Raw genomic sequence first — 19,610 nt, 5'->3', positions numbered from 1 at the left:
ATGCTGGCTGCGCTTGTTGCAGCCACATCGCCGTCTGCGCAGGCGCAGCAGCGGCTTCTGGTCATTACGACCTCTCCGGACCTGAAGTCGCTGGTGGAGGCGGTGGGCGGCGATCGCGTCGAGGTCGAGAGCCTTGGCCAGCCGGAACAGAATCCGCATTCAGTGGAAATCAAGCCCGGCCAACTGGTGCGCGTGAAGCAGGCGGCGATGCTGGTCAGGATCGGACTAGACCACGAGCCATGGCTCGCGCGGCTTCCCGCGCTTACCGCAACCGTCGTCGATGCGTCCCGGGACGTGCCGTTGCTGCAAACCGAAACACCGCGGCTGCGTACTGCCCGCAAGGCGCATACGCACGCCTACGGCAATACGCATTATTGGCTCGATCCGAAAAATGCCTGGCCAATCACGGCGTCGATCCTTGCGGCGCTGGCCGATCTCAGTCCGGCCGATCGCGCAGCCTTCGAGGCGAGGCGCGAAGCTTTCCTGTCCCGCCTCGAGGAGCGGCTCGCCGCGTGGGAAGGGGTCCTTGCACCCTATCGCGGGGCGCGCGTCGTGGTGGTCCATGATAGCTGGAGCTATTTCGCCGAACGCTTCGGGCTCAGGATCGTAGCAGCGGCGGAGCCCAATCCGGGCGTTCCGCCGTCGCCGGGCGAGCTTGCAGCGCTGCTCGACCGCCTGCGCGGCTCGGACGTGCGCGTGCTGATATCAGACCCGCATTCCGATCCGTCGCTGGTTCGCCAGATCGCCGACAAGGGCGGCGTCAGGCCGGTCACGCTGCTGCCGTCCGGACGCGATTATATCGGCCTGTTCGAGGAGAATGTGCAGCGATTGTCGCAAGCCCTGAAGTCCGGGCAATGACCGAGCTTTTACTCTGGCCGTTCGCGGCGGGCCTCGTCCTCACCGGCATCCACGTCTATTTCGGCCTGCACGTGCTGGCGCGGAAGGTCGTGTTCGTCGACCTCTCGCTGGCGCAGGTCGCGGCATTGGGACTTGCGGTGGCGATCCTTGCTGGTCACCCGGTGCAAAGCGACGCTGCCTATTGGTACGCATTCGGCTTTGCGATTGTGGGCGCGCTGCTGGTTGCGCTGGCACGGCCCTATGAAGGAGCATTGCAGCAGGAGGCGGTGATCGGCATCGTCTATGCGGTGTCGGCGGCGCTTGGCGTGCTGGTGCTCGACCGCGCGCCGCAGGGCGCCGACCACATCAAGCAATTGCTGGCGGGGACGATCCTCACGGTGACGCCGCAGGAAGTAGCCGGCCTCGCGGCGCTCTATGCCGGGATCGGCGCGCTTCATCTTCTGCTGCGGCGGCCGATCATGCAGGCCTCCTTCCGCCCGCAGGACATGCCGCATGCTCACCTGCTGCTGTGGGACGCGTTGTTCTATGCCAGCTTTGCGCTGGTCGTGACCTCGTCGGTGCGGGTGGCCGGCGTTCTCTTGGTTTTCTGCTATCTGATCGTGCCTGCGGCGCTGGCCGGTCTGCTGGCAACGGGCTTTGTCGTTCGTCTTGTCGTCGGTTGGGTGCTGGGCGCCGCCTTGACCGCAGGCGGTCTCGTTGCATCCTGGGTCTGGGACTTGCCGACCGGCCCTGCCGTGGTCGCCGCGTTCGGCGCCGCCATGGCGCTAGCGGCGCTCGCGTTCGCGCTTCGCCGGCTGACCCTGCGCAAATCGGGCCTGCTGGCAAGTAGCGCTGCCGCTATCGCAGGGGCGCTGCTGCTTGCCTTTCCTCAGATGGATCAGCCCTGGCTCGATGCGATCGAAGCTGCGGTGCCGCCGCTGCATACGGCATTCCTGAGCGCGAGCGAGCGTACCACGCGGGACGAGACGCTGGGATCGATCGCGCGCGCAAGGGAGGAGCTGACACGTCTTCGCGCGCTCGAAGCGGACGTGCGCTGGAACAAGGTCGAGATGGATGGCGAGAAGGCCGAGCGCTTGCGGCAATACCTTGCCGGCAAGGGCGAGATCTCGGCCGGAGACGCGCTGGTGCTGCGCCATCTTCACGACAAGGCGCGGGCGCGCCAGCGCTACATGCTGGGTTTGCCGTTGCTCGCGATCGGTATCTGGGGGCTTTGGGCGCTGCTACGGCGGCGGGCGGCCTAGCGGTTCGAAGCGGCCGGCGCGCTGGCGATCCGCGTCGAAGAGGGCGCGGCCATCTTGACCAGCACGTCCTTGACCGGATGCTGCGTCCACGCCTGCGTGACGTAACTGCGATGGGTGATGCCGTCGCGCGTCTGCACGAACACGACGCTGCCGGGGCGCAGCGGCCCGTCCATGTCCTCGCGATAGGAAATGCCCTTTTCGCGCAGCATCGCCATCAGTTCCTGGTCGCGGCGCTTGGTGTAGCGCGTGTAGGAGCTGACGAAGAAGCCGGTGCGGTTGTTCTCGATCCAGGACGCGAACTTGTCGAGCTCGCCATAGACGGCATCGAGCAGGATCACGCCGGCGACGCGCTTGGTGATGCCGCCGACTTCCAGGCTCCAGGCGGTCGGCAGGAAGCCGCCGCTGTAGCCGACGAGCACGATCGGCATGTTGGCGAAGGCCTTTGCCGAATTCGGATCGCCATAGAGCTTGGCGAGGTGGCTCGTCGATTCCTCCATGAATCGCTTGAAGCCGTTCGGCTGCCAGAATTTGCCGGCGCTGGAATCGGCGGCATCGACGGCCATCTGGGGCGCCAGCAGCACGGCGTTGACGCCGGAGTCGGAAATCTGCTGCGGCACCAACTGGCGATCGCGCACGTCGCGCTCCAGCGTTGCGCCATTGCCGTGGAAGAACACCACGATCACGCCGGGCTTTTTCGCGTCGAAATGCTCGGGGACATGCACCAGCACGCGGCTGTCGTTATAGGTCTCGTCCTGCCAGTAGACCTTGCCGGAATAGCTGCGGTGACCTTTGCGGTCACCCTTGGTGACGTTGAGGAACGCCGAGTCCGACCGCGGGTTGTCGCCGAAATAGGGGAAGGCGGAGGATTTCATGCTGACCAGCGTGGTCAGGTCTTCGCGCTGGCGCTCCAGCGGCAAGGTGGTCGGCGCGTAGGCGGCGACGCGGATGGACGAGGCCGCCGGCGCTGCATCCGGCGTGATCTTCTCGGTCCGCACGATGCGCTGGCGCGGCGGCTCGCCGCGCAATGAATCGCCACGCGAGGGCCACTTGATGCTTTCGGCCTCGCTCGGGAAGCGATCGCTGAACTTTGGGGCGGGGAAGCGGTCTTCAAAACTATCGCCGCCGGTTGCATGAACGTTGGCGGCGAGCGTGGCGGCCGGCGGCGCCTTGCCGCATTGGACCAGCACGAAGGAAAGGGGAATGAGAACGGCGAACAGCGGGATCGCGCGCGTACGCGAGAAGGCGCCAAGCGGCATCGCCTGGATCGCACGATCATGCGCCGTTGAATTCGGATCCGCTCCGACCATCCACCCCCCAAAAACCACCGGCGGCCAAGTTGGAGCGGCCGGCGTTTAGGTGACGTTAAGATTCCGGACAAACTCCCCAGTCCGGAAACGGGGAACTGAACACGGAATCGTGTCCTGATTGTGAGAGCGCCTTGTTGCGCTCGCATTGCCGCGGATACTCGTACCGGCGCCGCGGACGAATTTTTGGTATTTTGATACCGAAATCAGTTTGCGATTTAAACCTTTGTTAACACTGCTTGAAACGGCAGGCCCCAGCCTGCACCATGACCGAAATCCCGGGCGAGATGCCCAAGGCGTGGACCGACATGGCGGCATCAGAAGCGGGAGGCGCGGCCTTGCCGGGCCGGCTCACAGGTAACAGCTCAAGCGTTTCGCTGCTGGTGGCGACGGCCATCGTGGTCGCCGACATGGTCGGGGTCGGCGTCTTCACCAGCCTCGGCTTCCAGGTCAAGGACATCCCGTCAGGCTTTTCGATCCTGCTGCTCTGGACGATCGGCGGCATCGTCGCGCTGTGCGGGGTGTTCTCCTACGGCGAATTGGGAGCGATGTTTCCGCGCTCGAGCGGCGAATACAACTTTCTCAGCAGGGCCTACCATCCCGCCTTCGGCTTTGTCGCCGGCTGGGTGTCGGCGACGGTCGGCTTCTCCGCGCCGGTCGCGCTGGCGGCCATGGCGTTCGGCGAATACGGCAAATCGATCCTGCCGAACGCGCCGCCGCTGGCGCTTGCGATCGGCATCGTCTGGATCGTCTCGCTGGTTCAGCTCACCGGCGTCAGGCACTCCTCGACGTTTCAACTGATCTCGACCATCCTGAAGGTGTTGCTGATCGTCGCCTTCCTTGCCTGCGGCTTCGTGATCGGCACGCCCCAGCCGGTGTCGTTTGCGCCCCATGCCGTCGACTTCAGCTACGTCGTCAGCGCGCCCTTCGCGATAAGCCTTGTATTCGTGATGTATTCGTTCTCCGGCTGGAACGCGGCGACCTACATCATCGGCGAGATGAAGCAGCCCGAGCGCAACGTGCCGCGCGCGATGCTGTTCGGCACCCTGATCGTGATGGTGATCTATGTGGCGCTGAATGCGGTGTTCCTGCACACCGCACCGATCGACAAGCTGGCCGGGCAGATCGACGTCGCCCGGATCTCCGGCAGCCACATCTTCGGTGAGTTCGGCGGCCGCGTCGTCGGCGGCATGATCTGCATCGGTCTGATCTCCTCGATCTCGGCGATGATGTGGATCGGCCCGCGGGTGATGATGACCATGGGGGAGGACATCCCGGCGCTACGGATTTTCGCGCGGCGCTCGACCAGCGGCGCGCCGGCCTATGCCATCCTGTTCCAGTTGGCGGTCGCAACCCTCATGCTGTTCACCCGCAGCTTCGATCAGGTGCTGGAGTTCATCCAGTTCTCGCTGCTGTTCTGCTCGTTCTTCACCGTGCTCGGGGTGATCAAGCTGCGCATCACGCATCCCGGCCTGCCGCGGCCCTATCGGGCCTGGGGATACCCGTTTACGCCGCTGGTTTTCCTGCTCGTGACCGGTTTCATGATGTACTATCTTCTGACGACGCAGCCCAAGCCGTCGCTGCTCGGTTCATTGATCATGATTTCAGGTCTTCTGATTTACGCCGTTTTCCGCAAACAGACTGGCAAGAGCCCGGCCATCGCATCCTCAGGCGCCGAATGACCATACCACACGCGCTGAAACTCACGATCGCTGCCGCGTTCATGTTGCTTGCGGCGGCGTTGCCGGCGCGCGCCGCCGAGGTCACCGCCGACGACACCGCAAAATTCCTGGCGGGGATGATGCCCTCGGCCGACTCGCCGCTGATGCCGCTGACGAAGGAACCGGCCTGGCAGCGGCATGCACGATTCTTCGACAATGCATTCGGCCAGCTCGAGCAGCGCCAGCTCGCCAGGATCCGCGCCTGGTCGGAAAGCCATCTCGCCGCGCCCAAGCCGACCATGTTCTACATGTTTTCCGGGCCGGACTTCCTCTACGCCAACGCGTTCTATCCGAAGGCATCGACCTATGTGCTGAGCGCGCTGGAGCCGGTCGGGCAGGTGCCGGACCTCAGCCGATTGCCGCGCGGCGCGCTGGGCGCTGCGCTCTACAATGTCGAGCATTCGCTAGGCTCGATCCTCAGCTTCAGCTTCTTCATTACCAAGCAGATGAAGACCGACCTGCGCGCCGGCCAGATCAGCGGCACCTTGCCGATCCTCTACGTGTTCCTGGCACGCTCCGGAAAGACCATTCGCGAGGTCACGCCGATCGCGCTCGATGATCAGGGCAAGGCGTATTACGGCAACGAGAATCCCGGCCCGAATGCGGTGCGCGGCGCGCGCATCCTCTTTACCGGTGAGGGCGGCGACAAGACGCTGTATTACTTCTCGACCGATCTATCCAACAGCGGCGTCAAGTCGAGCGGCTTCCTGAAGTTCTGCTCGACGCTGGCGCCCGGCAACAGCCTGATCAAGAGCGCGTCCTATCTGCTGCATTCCGGCAATTTCACCACCGTGCGCGACTACATCCTCGCCAACAGCGCCACCGTCATCCAGGACGATTCCGGCATTCCACTCGCAAATTACAATGCGCGGCAGTGGCGCTTCTTCCCGTTCGGCCGCTATCTCGGCCCGATCGGCGAATTCCCCGGACGCTTCCAGCAATCCTATGCCGACCTGTTCCGCCGCGCCGAGCCGATCAATTTCGGCATCGGCTATCGCTGGCGCACCAATGAATCGAACCTGCTGCTGTCGGTGAAGGTGGCGGAAGGCTCGCTGGAGACCACGTCATCGGCCGAGCCGCCGCCACCACCGCCCGCGCCGCGCCCCAAGAAGCCGAAACCGCCGCCTCCGCAGCGGGGCTTCCTCTGGTTCGGGCGCTGATCCGCGTCGCGCGGATTCACCAGTGAACGTTCTGGCTCGGCACGATGAACGAGGCGGTGCTCGGCGTTTCCGGTTGGGCAAGATAGTGGCAGGCAACGACAATAACGATCAGCAGTGCGAGCACGGCAAGCAGGTCGATATGCCTGGGGTCGTGACCGTGGTGGCTGATTTTCCAGCGCATTGATTGTTTCCTCCTCGGAGGACGTCACACCAATGCCGCACTTGCGCCGGAGTTCCGCGTGGCTGGATTGCGCGGCGCGCTTGAAAGCGATGCAGCAAACCGAGTCGCTGCAATCACTCAGGCGCGTTGACGCCGCGCCAGCGGCCGTACCGCCACGGCAGATACCAGCACGCGCCCGGCGGTCTTTCCAGCGGCACGTTGTCGATGCCGGACGTGCCGAAGGGATGACAGCGCAACAGGCGCGCCAACGTCATCCAGCCGCCGCCCCACAGTCCGAATCGCTCGATCGCCTCATCGCCATAGGCCGAGCAGGTCGGCAGGTGCCGGCAGTTGTAACCGACCAGCGGCGAGAGCGTATGCCGGTAGATCCAGATCAATCCGCGGCCGGCATTGCGCGGCAGGCGCATCACGACGCCGGCGCAGTCGGGGCAGTGCAGTGCGTGTTTGCTGGGCGGCATGCCGCGATCCTAGCCGTATTTTTGCGGGGTTCCGCAGCAAGGAACTCGCCCGACGTCAGATATTTGCGCCACACTTTTCAAATATCGCACGATTTGATTGGCGGTGCAGCAAAGGTCCTATAGACGATCCCAGCTCGTGCGGTTACCGTTTTGATAACGCGGCAATGACAGAATCATGTCGTGTTGAAATGGGGCCATGCCACTGCTCGCTCCGAGGCGTTGTCTCGGGGCTTTATTTAGGGCTCGGGGGAAGGAACCGAATTGAAGCTTGTGAGGTCGCTCGATATTCGCGGCTGGGCGTTACTCGGCGCCGCCGCCCTTTGCATCGCATTGCCCGGCGCGCTCACGACGCTGGGCACTTCGGCGCAGGCCGGTGCCACTCTCGAAGAACGCAAGCTGCCGATGACGTTCAGCTGGGTCGCCTGCGAGCCCAATTGCCGCGGCTGGGTCAGCGCGGTCGGCATCGTCACGGCGGACAGCCCGCGCGCGTTCGATGAGTTCGCGAGGGGACGCGACCTTGCAGGCGCCACCATCGTGCTGGATTCCAGCGGCGGCTCGGTCAACGATTCCATCGCGCTGGGCCGGCGGTTCCGCAGCCTGGGTGCGCTGACCACGGTCGGCATGAGCGTGCGCAATCCGACGGCGCAAGGTCCGCGCGCCAGCGTCGTGCCGGAAGCCTATTGTGAGTCGATGTGCGTGTTCCTGCTGCTGGCAGGGAAGACGCGTTACGTGCCGGAGACGGCGCAAGTCCGCGTTCACCAGATCTGGATGGGCGACCGCGCCGACGACGCGCGGGCCGCCAGCTACACCGCGCAGGACCTGATGATCGTCGAGCGCGACATCGGCCGTCTTGCGAAATTCACCTTCGACATGGGCGGCACCGGCGACCTGTTGTCCCTGGCGCTGAGCGTTCCGCCATGGGAAGATTTGCATCGCCTGTCGCGCGCGGAATTGCAGTTGACCAATTTGGTCACCACGAATTCGGTCGCCGACGTGTTGCCGCCGCGCGAGAGCGCCTCGGTGCCGATGGCGGATGCCAAGCCGAAGTCGTTGCAGGATCGCTTCGTGGCCAGCACGGCCGAAGATGAGCCGGCGAGGTCGACCAAGACGGCCGAAGCGCATGTGCCGACCGGCGGCAAGGCCCCGGCGGCCCCTCAGCAGCCGCAGCAGCAGAAGTAAATCTCAAATCCTCATGGTGAGGAGCGCGCTCTTGCGCGCGTCTCGAACCATGCAGGCCGTCTGTGGCCTTCATCCTTCGAGACGCGGCCAAGCGGCCGCTCCTCAGGACGAGGAGAAATAGTTCGCGCGCGGGGGGCTTTACGCCAGCTGCTTCGCCTTCGCCTCGATCTGGCCGATCGCATCGACCACGGCGTCGAAGGTCAGCATGGTCGAGGCATGGCGCGCCTTGTAGTCGCGCACCGGCTCGAGCAGGCCGATGTCGGCCCATTTGCCTTCCGGGGGCTGGCCGTTTTCCTTCAGCATCCTGCGAACGGTTTCGCGCAGTTCGCGCAGCTCATTCGCGGTCGAGCCGATCACGTGGCTTGCCATGATGGAGGAGGAGGCTTGTCCCAGCGCGCAGGCCTTTACGTCATGGGCAAAATCGGTGACGACGGGGCCTTCCATCTTGAGGTCGACCTTGACCGTCGAGCCGCACAGTTTGGAATGCGCGGTGGCGCTGGCGTCGGGGTCGGGCAGGCGGCCCAGGCGGGGGATATTGCCGGCCAGTTCGATGATTTTCTTGTTGTAGATGTCGTTCAGCATAGATCGAGATCCAGCACGGCCCGGCCGCGGCGCCCTTTGAGCGCCCTTGGCGGCCCCGTTCCACGGTCCTATATATGTACTGGACCGGTGGAAATACAGTCTGCCGGATCACGCCCTCCACACCCCTTCGGGAGCCATTTGGGCTCTTGGGTGTTAGGTCAGGGCGCAATAACATGGGACTCAGGCGCCCGGCGGAAAACCGCCCCGTCTGCCCGGTGACACTCCGGTCTCGCGGGACCGGTCGAACGGAGACGATATGGACGCGTTGATCAAATCCCTCAATCCCCGCAAGACTTCTGACCTGAAGACTTCCGATAAGGCCACCGAAGCGAAGGCCCCGGAGATGCGTCCGGCCGAGCTCGATCCGGCCGAATTCCTGGCCGCCGCCGTCCGCGCCGACCAGCCGCGCCCCTCGCGCGCCGAGGCCGAGCAGGCGGTGCAGACCCTGCTTGGCTATATTGGCGAGAATCCGCGGCGCGAGGGCCTGATCGATACGCCGCGGCGTGTGGTCGAAGCTTTCGACGAACTCTATCAGGGCTATCACCAGTGCCCGGCCGAGGTGCTCGACCGCACCTTTGGCGAGACCGCCGGCTATGACGATTTCGTGCTGGTGCGCGATATCGAGTTCACCTCGCAATGCGAGCACCACATGATGCCGTTCTACGGCAAGGCGCATATCGCCTACACACCGGTCGAGCGGGTGGTGGGCCTTTCCAAGCTGGCGCGGCTGACCGACATCTTCGCGCGGCGGCTCCAGACCCAGGAGCATCTGACCGCGCAGATTGCGGCGGCGATCGACGAGATTTTGAAACCGCGCGGCGTTGCCGTGATGATCGAGGCCGAGCATACCTGCATGTCGGTGCGCGGCGTCGCCAAGCACGGCGCCTCGACCTTCACCAGCCGCTACACCGGCATGTTCCGCGACAATCCGGCGGAGCAGGCGCGTTTCATGTCCATGGTGCGAGCACCGCAGCGGTGACCTCGCAAGCACTGCGAGGTCTTTCGTGTCCACCTCTCCGGGTTTGAACGAGCGCGAAGAGGGGTTGGCCCTCCAACCCAAATTCGACGCGTCGGGCCTCGTCACCTGTGTGGCGACTGATGCTGCGACCGGCGACGTGCTGATGGTCGCGCACATGAACGAGGAAGCGCTGCGCCGGACCATCGACAGCGGCGAGGCCTGGTATTTCAGCCGCTCGCGCAACGCGCTGTGGCGCAAGGGCGAGACCTCGGGCCACACCCAGCGCGTGGTCGAGCTGCGCATGGATTGCGATCAGGACGCGGTATGGATCCGCGTCGAGCAGTCAGGCGCGGCCTGCCACACCGGCCGGCATTCCTGCTTCTATCGCGCCGTAAAGGGTGAGGACGGCAAGGTCAGCCTCGCCTTTGTCGATGCCGACCGGAAATTTGATCCGGCCAAAGTCTACAAGTAACGCCGCTTTTGCGCGTCAGGTCTTGAGGGATCGCAGGTGATCGTGCCCCGCGAGCGGGTTGCCGCTCGCGCTCTCCCGCCTTCGCTTGGCTTCCTCAAAGCCGTGCATGCCGCTGTGCCATTGCAACGCGACGATGGCGCCCTTGGTCGGCTGCAACAGGCCGAGCGCGCTGAACAGCGTCACCGGCAGCCAGATCGCGAGCTGAAGCCAGGCCGGCGGAGCGTAGGCAGTTTCGACCGCGAGCAGCGCCGGGACCACGATGTGTCCGACCGCGACAATGACGAGATAGGCGGGAAAATCGTCGGCGCGCTGCGCGGTGTAGTCCTCGCCGCAGACCTCGCAATGATCGGTGACTTTCAGAAAGCGCCGGAAGAGGTGACCGCGCCCGCAATTGGGGCATTTCATCGCAAAGCCGCGCGCCAGTGCCTTGGTGAGGGAGACCGGTTGCGTCATGGCTGAATTCCTTGACCTTGTTGACGATCCATACAATATGTCCCAAGAAGCATACATTCAAAGACAATCGGCCGAATTGCATGGATTGGCTCCCTACGCTTTCGGAATGGCATGGCCCGGTGTTCCAGCGCATCGTCGATGCGCTCGCAGCCGATATCGCGGGCGGGCGCCTGGTGCGCGGTCAGCGGCTTCCCACCCACCGCGCGCTGGCGAATGCGCTTGGCATCGATCTGACCACGGTCACGCGCGCCTATGGCGAAGCGCGCCGCCGCGGACTGCTGGATGCGCAGGTCGGGCAGGGCACCTTCGTTTCCGAGACGACGGCGCGCGCGGCAGCCGATCTTCCGGTGCCGGTCAACATCGATCTCTCGATGAATCTGCCGCCGCAGCCGGTGGAAGCCAATCTCGATCTGCGCATCGCGCAAGGCCTGGAAAGCATCCGCTCTGCCGCCGGCTTTTCCGCCTTCCTCAGCTATTCGCGGCCGGGCGGCAGCGCCGATGAGCGCGAGGTGGCGGCGTCCTGGCTTCAGGCGCGCGTGCCGCAGGCTACGCCCGAACGCATCGTCATTTATCCGGGAACGCAGCCGATCATCTTCAACGCGCTGCTCGCGCTGACCTCGCCGGGCGATGTGGTGGTGACGGAGGTGCTGACCTTTCCGGGCGTGAAGGCGGCCGCCGCACGCCTCGGCGTGCAACTGGTCGGCATCGCCATGGACGGCGAGGGCGCTCTGCCCGCCGCGCTCGATGAGGCCTGCCGCAAGCGCAAGCCGAAGGCGGTCTATCTGGTGCCGACGCAACACAACCCGACCACCGCGACGATGGGCGTGGGGCGGCGCAAGGCGATCGCCGACATCATCCGCAAGCGCGCGACAGTCTTGATCGAGGATGATGCTTATGGCGCGCTCGAGCCACAGGTCTCGCCGATCGCCAATCTCATCCCTGACAGGACCTGGTACGCCGCCAGCATGGCAAAGTGCATCGCGCCGGCCCTGCGCGTTGCCTATCTGCTGGCGCCGGATTTGGCCGCGGAGCAGAAAATGCGGGCGGGCCTACAGGCCACGCTCTTGATGCCGCCGTCGCTGATGGTGGCGCTGCTCACGCACTGGCTCCGCTCCGGCATCGCCAACGAAATCATCCGCGCGATCCGCAGCGAGGCCGCCGCGCGCCAGCAACTTGCCGCGCGCTTCCTTAAAGGAGTGACTTACGCGGCGCGTCCCGCCAGCCATCACCTCTGGATGCCGCTCCCGCCGCACCTCGAAGGCACCGATCTACTCTCGCATCTGATGCGCAACGGCCTTGCCGTCGTCGGCGAGGATGCCTTTGCCGCCGGCCAATCCGCGCCGCGCGGCCTGCGCGTCTCGCTGGGGGCAGCGCGCAACCGCGCCGAGCTAAGTCAGGCCCTGCAAGTGCTGGCGAATACCGTCAAGACGCCGGTCGGCGCGCGGCAGGTGGTGTAAGCTTTGCGAGCAAAACCGGCCCTTCGGATCATGCCGTCAGCAACTCGCTGATCATACGTGCTGCCTTTCCCGCTCCATCGGCTTCAACCGGCTTTGGCCGGTTCGGACTGGAAAGGGCCTGCGCCATGGCATCTGCAATCATGTCGGGGGTGGAGGCTGAAAAATCCATTTGAATGCCGGCGCCATAGCGGCGGAGGCGGTGGACGACATGAAAGTTCTGCTCAAAATGGTTTCGCAGCGGAAAGTAGACGAATGGCGTGTCGGACGCGGCAAGCTCCATGCAGGTGGTAAGTCCACCCTGGACCAATGCCAGATCACAGGCCGCCAGATGGCGGTCGAGATTGGCCGCGAAGGCTCGCACCTCGACGCCTGCTGGTGCGTTGAGCGATGCCGGATCGATGCGCGGTCCGGCGATCACGATCATGCGGAGTGCGGGAAGTTTTGCCTTCACGATCGGGTAGGCCTGCAGGATGCGCCGTATCAAGTGGGTGCCGATGCCCGAGCCTCCGACGGTGACAATGCACACCTGCTCGTCGTCGCGGTAGCCAAGCCTTGCACGAAGAGACTTGCGGTCGCCGAAGGTGCTCGGATGCTCGCCGATGATATAGCCGGCAAACTCGAAATGCCTGGGCACCCAATCGCGCATCATTGGCAGGTTTGCGCCGAATGACATCGGCACGATGTCGTCGGGGTGACCCACGAAAATCGCACGATCCCGCACCGCCGGGTGCCGTTCAATGTGCTCGATCATTTCCGCATTGTAGTCGGACGTCAGCAGCGCCTCGCGGTCGCCGCCGGACGTCATCGGCAGGTAGCCGACGAAATCGGTCAGCCAGGCCAGCTTTGCTTTCTTCAGTTCGGGGTGCTCGTGCCAGTAATGGTCGATATCCCACGCCTCGTCCGCGATCACGAGGTCGTAGCCGCCTTGTTCGACGGCGTCCTGAAAGATCATGAAATTCTTGATCAGCACTTCGTCCATGCGGCGCAGCGCCTGAAAGCAATGCAGCTCGTGCTCACCGCTTTCGAGCTCGATGTGCCGCGTCTCGCTCGCCAGCCGCGTGCTGAGCGGATGAACCTGCTCGCCACTGGTTTCGAGCAAACGGGTGACCGGGTCCTGAGCGAGCCAGTCGACCTCGAGATCGGGGTGGAATGTGCGCAGTTCGCGTGCGATGGCGATGTCGCGGCGGCCATGGCCAAGACCGATCGGAGAGGAAAGATAGAGGACGCGCTTCTCGCGCGCCGTGCGCCGGAACGTTTTGCGGGCAGGGGCGGCGATACCGAGGCGGCGATCGAGAAAGTCGTTGATCAACGCGTTCGATTTTGCCGGATACCGGCCGAGCGGGTTGTGTCCGCCGCCGGCGAAGGTGGCGAATTCCGCCCCCGTCATTTCCCCGTGCGCAGCCTCGGCGCGCTCGTAAGGCTGGATCTGATCATTGTCGCCGTGGATGAACAATACCGGGCAACCGATCTTGCGGTACATAGCCTTGCTGACGTCGAAGGCAGGAGGAACATTGCGCGCCTCGATCGTCTTGACCAGCGTGGGCCCGTCGGTCCCGGCGGCCCAATCCATTCCGTCCTCGATCTGCCGGGTCGAATGCGGCTCATTGCAGATGTTGCGGATAAAGAACTCGGCAAAGTCGGGATAGTCCGTCAGCCAGTATTTGCGATTGAATTTGTCCCAGCCTTTGTAGCGGTCGTGTTCGGCCACGAAGGAGGAGGCGGTAAATCTCGTGCGGTGCGTAGGTCCGATGGTCGTGACCGTGCCGACGAGGATCGCCGCTTTGACGCGTTCAGGATGGTAGGCCGCGAGAACGGAGGCGAGCAGGCCGCCGAATGAAAGTCCGACGAGGATCGCTTGCCTGACGTCGAGTGCGTCCATCACCGCAAGGGCATCGGCGAGATAATTGTCCAGCGTGTAGGCGGCGACGTCTTCCGGCCGGTCGGATTTGCCGTTGCCGCGCCCGTCATAGGCGATGCAGCGGAAGCGCTCGCTGAAATAGGGCAGTTGCGCCTTGTAGATTCGGGAGTGAACGATGCTCCAGGGCGGAATGAACAGGATAGTGTCCGCGCCGTTCCCGTAGACTTCATAGGCGAGCTTGACGCCGTCGCGGCTGACGAAACCCTCGCTGTCAGGCAGCTTTGCGCGCATGCATCACCTCTTGCCGGGTGAAGAACTCTCCGCAATCCTGATCAGGTCGCCGACGCGTCGCAACGATGCGCGTATCGGCGATCCCTTCTTTTCCAGTCCCAGCAGAAACAGGCTTTCGCCGCCGATGAAGAGCGAGGCGGCGAACGCGCCGATTTCCTCGGCCGAAAAAGGGCCGAGCGGACCGATCTTCTTTTCCGCTTCCCGTGCCAGACCCGAAATCAGGTCGACCCAGCCCATAAGGCCGGCCCGGATCACTTTTGCAACTTCCGCGTCGTGCCAGCTAACCGCAATCAGCTCCTGTAGCACCCGCACGTAGCCGGAGGCGATATCCTCGTCCAGATAGTCGCAGGCGCGATCCCACTGTTCGGACAGTTTTAGCGACGCGTCCCCGAACAGTTCGTTCTGCCGATCGAGCAACTGGACATTGAGATATTCGAACAGTTGCAGAACCATGTTCTGCTTTGAGCCGAAGTGATAGTGGATTTGACTCAGCGGAACGCCGGCCGCTGCGGCAACTTCGCGGGTCGAGAGACCGGCATAGCCGGCGGTGCGCAGCACCTTCTTGGCAGCTTCGAGCAAGCTCGTGCTGGTTTCGATCTTCTTCGCCGCCGCGCGCGCCATGTTGTCTCTCGATTTCCCTGGTCCGTTGGAAACGCTACATGAATCCCGGCCGGACTGGCTAGGCTTTCAAGATCTGGAAATTCCAATGCCCGGCGCGAGACCGGGCATCGAAAACGCCGGTCCGCTTCACCTGTCGGCCTTGCGTCTCGGCAGCGGGATCAACATCGAAACCTGTTCCCGGTAGCGGCGGTACTTGTCGCCGAACAGGGCGATCAGATCGCGCTCTTCCAGCCAGATGCCGATCAGGATGTAGCCGGTGGTGGCAACCGCGAACAAGAGATGGCCGACCGTCATCACGGGCGTCGCCCAGAAGGCAATCAGGAAGCCGAGATAGATCGGATGCCTCACATTCTTGTAGAGCATCGGCGTCTTGAATTCGGGTGCGGGCAGCTCGCGGCCCAGCAGGCGCGCCAGCACTTGGCGGAGGCCAAACAGCTCGAAGTGGTTGATCATGAAAGTGCTCGCCAGCACGATTCCCCAGCCGATCCATGAGATCGTCTGCAAGATCGTCGCCGCGGTCGGATCGGTCACCGACCATACGGCGTCAGGCATCGGCCGCCATTGCCAGTAGAGCAGAAGCAGCGCGAGGCTCGCGAACAGCACGTAGGTCGTGCGCTCCACTGATGGCGGTACGATACGTGTCCACCATCGCTTGAAGAAGGGGCGCGCCATCAGGCTGTGCTGGATCGCGAACACACCAAGCAGCAGGGCGTTGATGATGAGGGAAGGAACGAACGGTCCTGGTTGTCCGCTGTCGATGGTTTTTGGCACCGGCAGATTGGCGACAAAGGCGATCGCGTACAGGAAGGTTCCGAGGAACAACAGGTAAGTCACGGCGCCGTAGAGCACCGCGACCATGCCGCCGGTCATGGTCTTGGGAGAGGGCGGATGCATTGCGTGGTCTGTCATGGCTTTGATCCTCTTCATGAGAAAGGACGGGGGAGGTGCCTTCCATGGTTGTGAGTGGGAGAAACCCTCGCCACAGCGTCTTTGCCGACGTTCGAACGGTCCCGATGGCTCGTCAGATATTCAGTCGGTCGAACGACCGAATTGGTTCATGGCAATGTGCGGGTTTTGGGGCAATCGGCGCTCCTTAACGCAGAATTAACCATAATTGACCCAGTGTTATCAGCGTATGGGCGCCGATTGCCGGCGTCCGGCGAGGGCCGCGCGGTTCGCGAGGGAAGCGGGGCGCCATCACATGGCGGTAGACACCTTAGGCGCCAATGCAGCGGCAGGCATCGATCCGTCGCGCCTGAAGATCGCGACCTCTATCAAGAACGCGGCCAGCACCACCGGCGCCAGCTTCGAATACCTGCTCGCCACCGCCAAGATGGAATCCAACTTCAACCCGAAGGCGGCCGCCACCACCTCGTCGGCGCGCGGACTGTTCCAGTTCATCGACCAGACCTGGCTCGGCACGGTGAAGGAAGCGGGCAGCCAGCTCGGCTACGGCAAATATGCCGACGCGATCTCGAAGACAGCGTCCGGCACCTACTACGTCAACGATCCCTCGATGCGCGGCTCGATCATGAAGCTGCGCGACGATCCCAATGCGGCCTCCGCGATGGCCGCGGTGCTGACGCAATCGAACAGCTTCAAGCTCACCGGCAAGATCGGCCGCCGCCCGACCGACAGCGAACTCTATATGGCGCACTTCATGGGCGTCGGCGGCGCGGCAAAGCTGATCTCCAACGCCGAGGACAATCCGAACGCGTCTGCCGCGCGGCTGTTTCCGAATGCCGCGGCGGCCAACCGCTCGATCTTCTACGATCGCGGCGGCAACGCGCGCACCGTCTCGCAGGTCTATTCGGTGCTGACCACCCGCTATGCCGGCGCAGCCAACGCCAAGGACACCCGCACCGCCTTCGCCGCGCTTGGCGACGCCGCGCCGACGCAGATGGCGTTCGCAAGCGCCACGCCGCAGACGGCGCCGGCGATTGATAATGCCGCCTATCTCTCCAGCTTTCCGGATGCGCGCAGCGTGACGCCGGCCACGGCATCAGCCGCGGCCGACATGAAGACAGCGTCGCTGCCGCAGCAGGAGCCCATCTTCCGCTCGCTGTTCCAGGGCGGCGAGCGCAGCGAACCGATCTCGCCGGCGGTGCAGGAATTGTGGGGCAATTCGTCCGCGCCGACCTCGGTTGCGTCAGCAACCTCGGTCGCGATCGCAAGCCCGGTCGCTTCACTGCCGACCAACAAGCCCGAAGTGCGCGCGCCTGATAGGCTCGATCTCTTCAGCGACCGCGCCGGCACGTTCAGCAGCTAGCACGATAGCGCACGAAACAGTGGCGCGGCGCGTATCGTTTCCGCGCTGTTTCCCCGGATCGCCACCGCATGGGCACCTCAGCCGCGGCCCCGCGTCATTAACGAAACGTCAATAATCCCAAACATTTATGGTGAACCCTCTATTAACCGTCATGGTTTATTTTCCCTTGCAGTGGCATCGCGTGACGGTGTCGTCTCGTTGCGTAAGCCGGCAGGACCATGATCGTTCGGCAGTTTATCAGTTGGATCAGAACCGCGTCCGCAGGTGAGCGGGCGGAAGCCACCCGGGCGCTGGCGCGGGCCTGGTTGATTTCGGACCTTTCCGATGACGACCGCGCCGCCGCCGAAGGCGCGCTGTTGATGCTGCTGGACGATTCCTCGCCGCTGGTGCGCCAGGCCATGGCGGAAGTGTTTTGCCGCAGCAGCGATGCGCCGGCGGCGATCGTGCAGGCGCTCTCGGTCGACCAGCCGTCGGTCGCGCTGCCTATCCTCGAACATTCACCGCTTCTGATCGACGCCGATCTCGTCGACATCGTCGCCACCGGCAACAACGAGATGCAATGCGCGATCGCGCGCCGCATCAGTTTGCCGCCTTCCGTCTGCGCGGCGATCGCCGAAGTCGGTTCGCCCGCGGCCGCACTCGAACTGATCGAAAATCCCTATGCCGAGCTCGCGCCGTTCTCCTGGGACCGCATCGTCGAGCGCCACGGTCATCTCGCCGCCATCCGGGAATCGATGCTGGTGCTGGAAGATCTGCCGGCCGCGACCCGCGCCGCGCTCGTTGCAAAACTCTCCGATACGCTGGCGCAGTTCGTGGTCGCCCGCAACTGGCTGTCTGCCGACCGGGCAGGGCGCATCACCAGCGAAGCGCGCGACCGCTCCACCGTGAGCATCGCCGCGCGCTCGCGCGGCGAGGAGATGATTGGCCTCGTGCGGCATCTGCGCGTCACCGGCCAGCTTACTGCGGGATTGATCCTGCGCGCGCTGCTGTCGGGCAATCTCGATCTGTTCGACTGTGCGCTCGCCGAATTGTCCGGCCTGCCGCTCGCCCGCGTCAGCGCGCTGTTGCACGACCGCGGCGGCGCCAGCGTGCAGGCGCTGCTGATCCGAGCGGGCCTGCCGGAATCGACGTTCGCCGCCTTCCGCGTCGCGCTCGAGGTCAGCCACGAGATGGGCTATATCGACAGCGTGTCCGTGGTGGCGCGGCTGCGGCGCCGCATGGTCGAGCGCGTGCTGACCCATTGCGAGACCGACGGCCGCTCGGCCGAGCCGCTGCTGATCCTGCTGCGCCGCTTTGCGACGGAATCGGCTCGGGAAGAAGCCCGCCTGTTCTGCGACGAGCTGGTGGCGGAAGCATCGCTACAGGCGATGCAGCACGACGATCTGATCGCGGCTTAGCTAGGCCGTGAACCCATAAATCTGCCGGTCGGCTTGCCAGAGTCCGCTATGCCCTGATAGGGACCAAATTCCGCAGCACATCGAAATGACGCGATGGGCCACAAGCGTACATACGCGAATTTATTCGATCACCTCGTCGGCCCGCGCGAGCAGTGCTGATGGCACAGCGACGCCGAGCGCCTTGGCGGTCCGCAGATTGATGATCAACTCCACTTTCGTGGCCTGCTCTACCGGCAGATCAGCGGGCTTTTCTCCCTTGAGTATGCGGCCAGTGTAAATGCCGACGCGACGGTGCTGATCAACGATGTCCCCGCCGTAGCTCATCAGACCGCCGTTGGCGACGAAAATGCGAAACTGCGATATGGTGGGCACCGCATAGCGGTTGGCCAGCTTGGCGATCTGCTCGGTCCGGCTTCCCAAGAAGGGTTCGGCTGCGATCACGAGCCCTTTGGCCCGCAGCTGGACCAGGGTCGCAAGCACGATGTCGAGTTCCTGTTCGGTGCTCGCGCGCAGGATGTGCAATTGCAAACCGCGCATGCGTGCCGCTGCCTGAACTTCCGCTATGGTAGTTTCAGCATTGGGATTGGCCGGATTGACAAGGAGCGCAAATGTAGTCGCCGCGGGAATAAGCTCGTGCATCAGCTCCAACCGTTTCTGGGCCAGCACTACGCCTAACTCTGTTATTCCTGTAATATTGCCGCCTGGTCGATTTAGACTGGCGACGACTTTGAACGCGACAGGATCAAAACCTCCTGTGAAGATGATCGGAATTCTGGTCGTCGCAGCCTTGGCGGCCAGTACGGCAGGCAGGCCAGCCAGAGCAATAGCATCGACCTGACGCAGGACTAGATCGGCGGCCAATTTGGGAAATTGATCGGTACGGCCTTCAGCCGATATGTATTCCACCGTCACATTACGTCCATCGACGTAGCCGGCTTCGCTCAATCCTTTTTTGAACCCGTTCAGTCGCTCCGCAAAAGCGGTTGCCGATTGAATACCGAGGAATGCAACTACGGGTATTTTTGCCTGTTGCGCACGCGACACGAGCGGCCAGGCGGCGGCCGCCCCAACCAGCGTGATAAACTCGCGCCGACGCATGTAGCTCTCCTCGAGCGTCAAGACAGCTCAGGATATAGCAGATCGGGATTGC

19 protein-coding genes are annotated in these 19,610 nt (G+C 63.8%); 10 read left to right on the top strand and 9 right to left on the bottom strand.

Features of this window, described 5'->3' with window-relative positions:
- Together JQ628_RS22230 and JQ628_RS22225 are read left to right on the top strand one after the other, a co-directional pair.
- Nucleotides 1-858 (top strand): metal ABC transporter substrate-binding protein, encoded by an 858-nt coding sequence (locus JQ628_RS22230; protein WP_212225342.1) that lies wholly within the window; start codon nt 1-3, stop codon nt 856-858.
- Complete coding sequence (locus tag JQ628_RS22225) at nt 855-2,099, top strand: metal ABC transporter permease (protein WP_212225340.1); 1,245 nt, start codon at nt 855-857, stop codon at nt 2,097-2,099. Before JQ628_RS22230 ends, JQ628_RS22225 begins: the two co-directional genes overlap by 4 nt.
- Here JQ628_RS22225 and JQ628_RS22220 read toward each other — a convergent pair.
- On the bottom strand, nt 2,096-3,406 hold the full coding sequence (locus JQ628_RS22220; protein WP_433996157.1) for an alpha/beta hydrolase: 1,311 nt from the start codon (nt 3,404-3,406) through the stop codon (nt 2,096-2,098). The two genes, JQ628_RS22225 and JQ628_RS22220, sit on opposite strands and share 4 nt — an antisense overlap.
- Nucleotides 3,407-3,711: 305 nt before the next feature.
- Between JQ628_RS22220 and JQ628_RS22215 the strand changes: the two genes are divergently transcribed.
- Both JQ628_RS22215 and JQ628_RS22210 read left to right on the top strand, forming a co-directional pair.
- Nucleotides 3,712-5,085, top strand: a complete 1,374-nt coding sequence (locus JQ628_RS22215; protein WP_212225384.1) for an APC family permease — start codon at nt 3,712-3,714, stop codon at nt 5,083-5,085.
- Between the two features lie 41 nt (nt 5,086-5,126).
- Nucleotides 5,127-6,284 (top strand): hypothetical protein, encoded by a 1,158-nt coding sequence (locus tag JQ628_RS22210; protein ID WP_212225383.1) that lies wholly within the window; start codon nt 5,127-5,129, stop codon nt 6,282-6,284.
- 16 nt (nt 6,285-6,300) lie between these two features.
- On the opposite strand, the gene JQ628_RS22205 is transcribed toward JQ628_RS22210, so the two are convergent.
- Nucleotides 6,301-6,465 carry a hypothetical protein gene (locus JQ628_RS22205; RefSeq protein ID WP_212225339.1) on the bottom strand — a complete coding sequence of 55 codons (165 nt, stop codon included), beginning with the start codon at nt 6,463-6,465 and terminating at the stop codon, nt 6,301-6,303.
- A gap of 113 nt (nt 6,466-6,578) precedes the next feature.
- A complete protein-coding gene (yidD, locus tag JQ628_RS22200) occupies nt 6,579-6,923 on the bottom strand; it encodes a membrane protein insertion efficiency factor YidD (protein WP_212225338.1) in 345 nt (114 codons plus the stop codon).
- A 261-nt stretch (nt 6,924-7,184) separates the two neighbouring features.
- Here yidD and JQ628_RS22195 point away from each other — a divergent pair, with 261 nt between their 5' ends.
- Complete coding sequence (locus JQ628_RS22195) at nt 7,185-8,102, top strand: hypothetical protein (RefSeq protein WP_212225337.1); 918 nt, start codon at nt 7,185-7,187, stop codon at nt 8,100-8,102.
- Nucleotides 8,103-8,240: 138 nt separating this feature from the next.
- On the opposite strand, the gene JQ628_RS22190 is transcribed toward JQ628_RS22195, so the two are convergent.
- On the bottom strand, nt 8,241-8,684 hold the full coding sequence (locus JQ628_RS22190) for an iron-sulfur cluster assembly scaffold protein (protein WP_212225336.1): 444 nt from the start codon (nt 8,682-8,684) through the stop codon (nt 8,241-8,243).
- Nucleotides 8,685-8,940: 256 nt separating this feature from the next.
- Here JQ628_RS22190 and folE point away from each other — a divergent pair, with 256 nt between their 5' ends.
- Both folE and hisI read left to right on the top strand, forming a co-directional pair.
- Nucleotides 8,941-9,663 (top strand): GTP cyclohydrolase I FolE, encoded by a 723-nt coding sequence (folE, locus tag JQ628_RS22185; protein WP_212225335.1) that lies wholly within the window; start codon nt 8,941-8,943, stop codon nt 9,661-9,663.
- 25 nt (nt 9,664-9,688) lie between these two features.
- A complete protein-coding gene (gene hisI, locus JQ628_RS22180) occupies nt 9,689-10,114 on the top strand; it encodes a phosphoribosyl-AMP cyclohydrolase (protein ID WP_212225334.1) in 426 nt (141 codons plus the stop codon).
- Nucleotides 10,115-10,129: 15 nt separating this feature from the next.
- Here hisI and JQ628_RS22175 read toward each other — a convergent pair whose 3' ends face one another.
- Nucleotides 10,130-10,567, bottom strand: a complete 438-nt coding sequence (locus JQ628_RS22175) for a DUF983 domain-containing protein (protein ID WP_249128228.1) — start codon at nt 10,565-10,567, stop codon at nt 10,130-10,132.
- 80 nt (nt 10,568-10,647) lie between these two features.
- Between JQ628_RS22175 and JQ628_RS22170 the strand changes: the two genes are divergently transcribed.
- Nucleotides 10,648-12,024 carry a PLP-dependent aminotransferase family protein gene (locus JQ628_RS22170; protein ID WP_212225331.1) on the top strand — a complete coding sequence of 459 codons (1,377 nt, stop codon included), beginning with the start codon at nt 10,648-10,650 and terminating at the stop codon, nt 12,022-12,024.
- Between the two features lie 28 nt (nt 12,025-12,052).
- Here the strand turns inward: JQ628_RS22170 and JQ628_RS22165 are convergent, their stop codons facing one another.
- The 3 genes from JQ628_RS22165 to mddA all read right to left on the bottom strand — a co-directional run bounded on the left by JQ628_RS22165 (nt 12,053) and on the right by mddA (nt 15,703).
- Nucleotides 12,053-14,173, bottom strand: coding sequence for an alpha/beta hydrolase (locus JQ628_RS22165; protein WP_212225329.1), 2,121 nt, complete (start codon nt 14,171-14,173; stop codon nt 12,053-12,055).
- Between the two features lie 3 nt (nt 14,174-14,176).
- Nucleotides 14,177-14,794 (bottom strand): TetR/AcrR family transcriptional regulator, encoded by a 618-nt coding sequence (locus tag JQ628_RS22160; protein WP_212225327.1) that lies wholly within the window; start codon nt 14,792-14,794, stop codon nt 14,177-14,179.
- A gap of 126 nt (nt 14,795-14,920) precedes the next feature.
- Complete coding sequence (mddA, locus tag JQ628_RS22155; RefSeq protein ID WP_249128227.1) at nt 14,921-15,703, bottom strand: methanethiol S-methyltransferase; 783 nt, start codon at nt 15,701-15,703, stop codon at nt 14,921-14,923.
- Nucleotides 15,704-15,995: 292 nt separating this feature from the next.
- Between mddA and JQ628_RS22150 the strand changes: the two genes are divergently transcribed.
- Both JQ628_RS22150 and JQ628_RS22145 read left to right on the top strand, forming a co-directional pair.
- Nucleotides 15,996-17,063, top strand: coding sequence for a transglycosylase SLT domain-containing protein (locus tag JQ628_RS22150; protein WP_212225326.1), 1,068 nt, complete (start codon nt 15,996-15,998; stop codon nt 17,061-17,063).
- 218 nt (nt 17,064-17,281) lie between these two features.
- The gene (locus tag JQ628_RS22145; RefSeq protein ID WP_212225325.1) at nt 17,282-18,460 is read left to right on the top strand and encodes a DUF2336 domain-containing protein; all 1,179 of its coding nucleotides are present in this window, start codon (nt 17,282-17,284) and stop codon (nt 18,458-18,460) included.
- Nucleotides 18,461-18,580: 120 nt separating this feature from the next.
- Here JQ628_RS22145 and JQ628_RS22140 read toward each other — a convergent pair whose 3' ends face one another.
- On the bottom strand, nt 18,581-19,558 hold the full coding sequence (locus JQ628_RS22140; RefSeq protein WP_212225324.1) for an ABC transporter substrate-binding protein: 978 nt from the start codon (nt 19,556-19,558) through the stop codon (nt 18,581-18,583).
- Between the last annotated feature and the right edge of the window lie 52 nt (nt 19,559-19,610).

Origin of the sequence: Bradyrhizobium lablabi, from assembly GCF_018129385.1 — a bacterium.
In the GTDB taxonomy this organism is placed as follows: Bacteria; Pseudomonadota; Alphaproteobacteria; order Rhizobiales; family Xanthobacteraceae; genus Bradyrhizobium; species Bradyrhizobium lablabi_C.
The sequence above is the reverse complement of the archived record's forward strand: the minus strand, read 5'-3'. Positions and strand labels throughout refer to the sequence as shown.

Coding starts and splice junctions, on each gene's coding strand:
- JQ628_RS22230 (WP_212225342.1), top strand. CDS start 1: ATGCTGGCTGCGCTTGTTGCAGCCACATCGCCGTCTGCGCAGGCGCAG.
- JQ628_RS22225 (WP_212225340.1), top strand. CDS start 855: ATGACCGAGCTTTTACTCTGGCCGTTCGCGGCGGGCCTCGTCCTCACC.
- JQ628_RS22220 (WP_433996157.1), bottom strand. CDS start 3,406: ATGGTCGGAGCGGATCCGAATTCAACGGCGCATGATCGTGCGATCCAG.
- JQ628_RS22215 (WP_212225384.1), top strand. CDS start 3,712: ATGGCGGCATCAGAAGCGGGAGGCGCGGCCTTGCCGGGCCGGCTCACA.
- JQ628_RS22210 (WP_212225383.1), top strand. CDS start 5,127: ATGTTGCTTGCGGCGGCGTTGCCGGCGCGCGCCGCCGAGGTCACCGCC.
- JQ628_RS22205 (WP_212225339.1), bottom strand. CDS start 6,465: ATGCGCTGGAAAATCAGCCACCACGGTCACGACCCCAGGCATATCGAC.
- yidD (WP_212225338.1), bottom strand. CDS start 6,923: ATGCCGCCCAGCAAACACGCACTGCACTGCCCCGACTGCGCCGGCGTC.
- JQ628_RS22190 (WP_212225336.1), bottom strand. CDS start 8,684: ATGCTGAACGACATCTACAACAAGAAAATCATCGAACTGGCCGGCAAT.
- folE (WP_212225335.1), top strand. CDS start 8,941: ATGGACGCGTTGATCAAATCCCTCAATCCCCGCAAGACTTCTGACCTG.
- JQ628_RS22175 (WP_249128228.1), bottom strand. CDS start 10,567: ATGACGCAACCGGTCTCCCTCACCAAGGCACTGGCGCGCGGCTTTGCG.
- JQ628_RS22170 (WP_212225331.1), top strand. CDS start 10,648: ATGGATTGGCTCCCTACGCTTTCGGAATGGCATGGCCCGGTGTTCCAG.
- JQ628_RS22165 (WP_212225329.1), bottom strand. CDS start 14,173: ATGCGCGCAAAGCTGCCTGACAGCGAGGGTTTCGTCAGCCGCGACGGC.
- JQ628_RS22160 (WP_212225327.1), bottom strand. CDS start 14,794: ATGGCGCGCGCGGCGGCGAAGAAGATCGAAACCAGCACGAGCTTGCTC.
- mddA (WP_249128227.1), bottom strand. CDS start 15,703: ATGACAGACCACGCAATGCATCCGCCCTCTCCCAAGACCATGACCGGC.
- JQ628_RS22150 (WP_212225326.1), top strand. CDS start 15,996: ATGGCGGTAGACACCTTAGGCGCCAATGCAGCGGCAGGCATCGATCCG.
- JQ628_RS22145 (WP_212225325.1), top strand. CDS start 17,282: ATGATCGTTCGGCAGTTTATCAGTTGGATCAGAACCGCGTCCGCAGGT.
- JQ628_RS22140 (WP_212225324.1), bottom strand. CDS start 19,558: ATGCGTCGGCGCGAGTTTATCACGCTGGTTGGGGCGGCCGCCGCCTGG.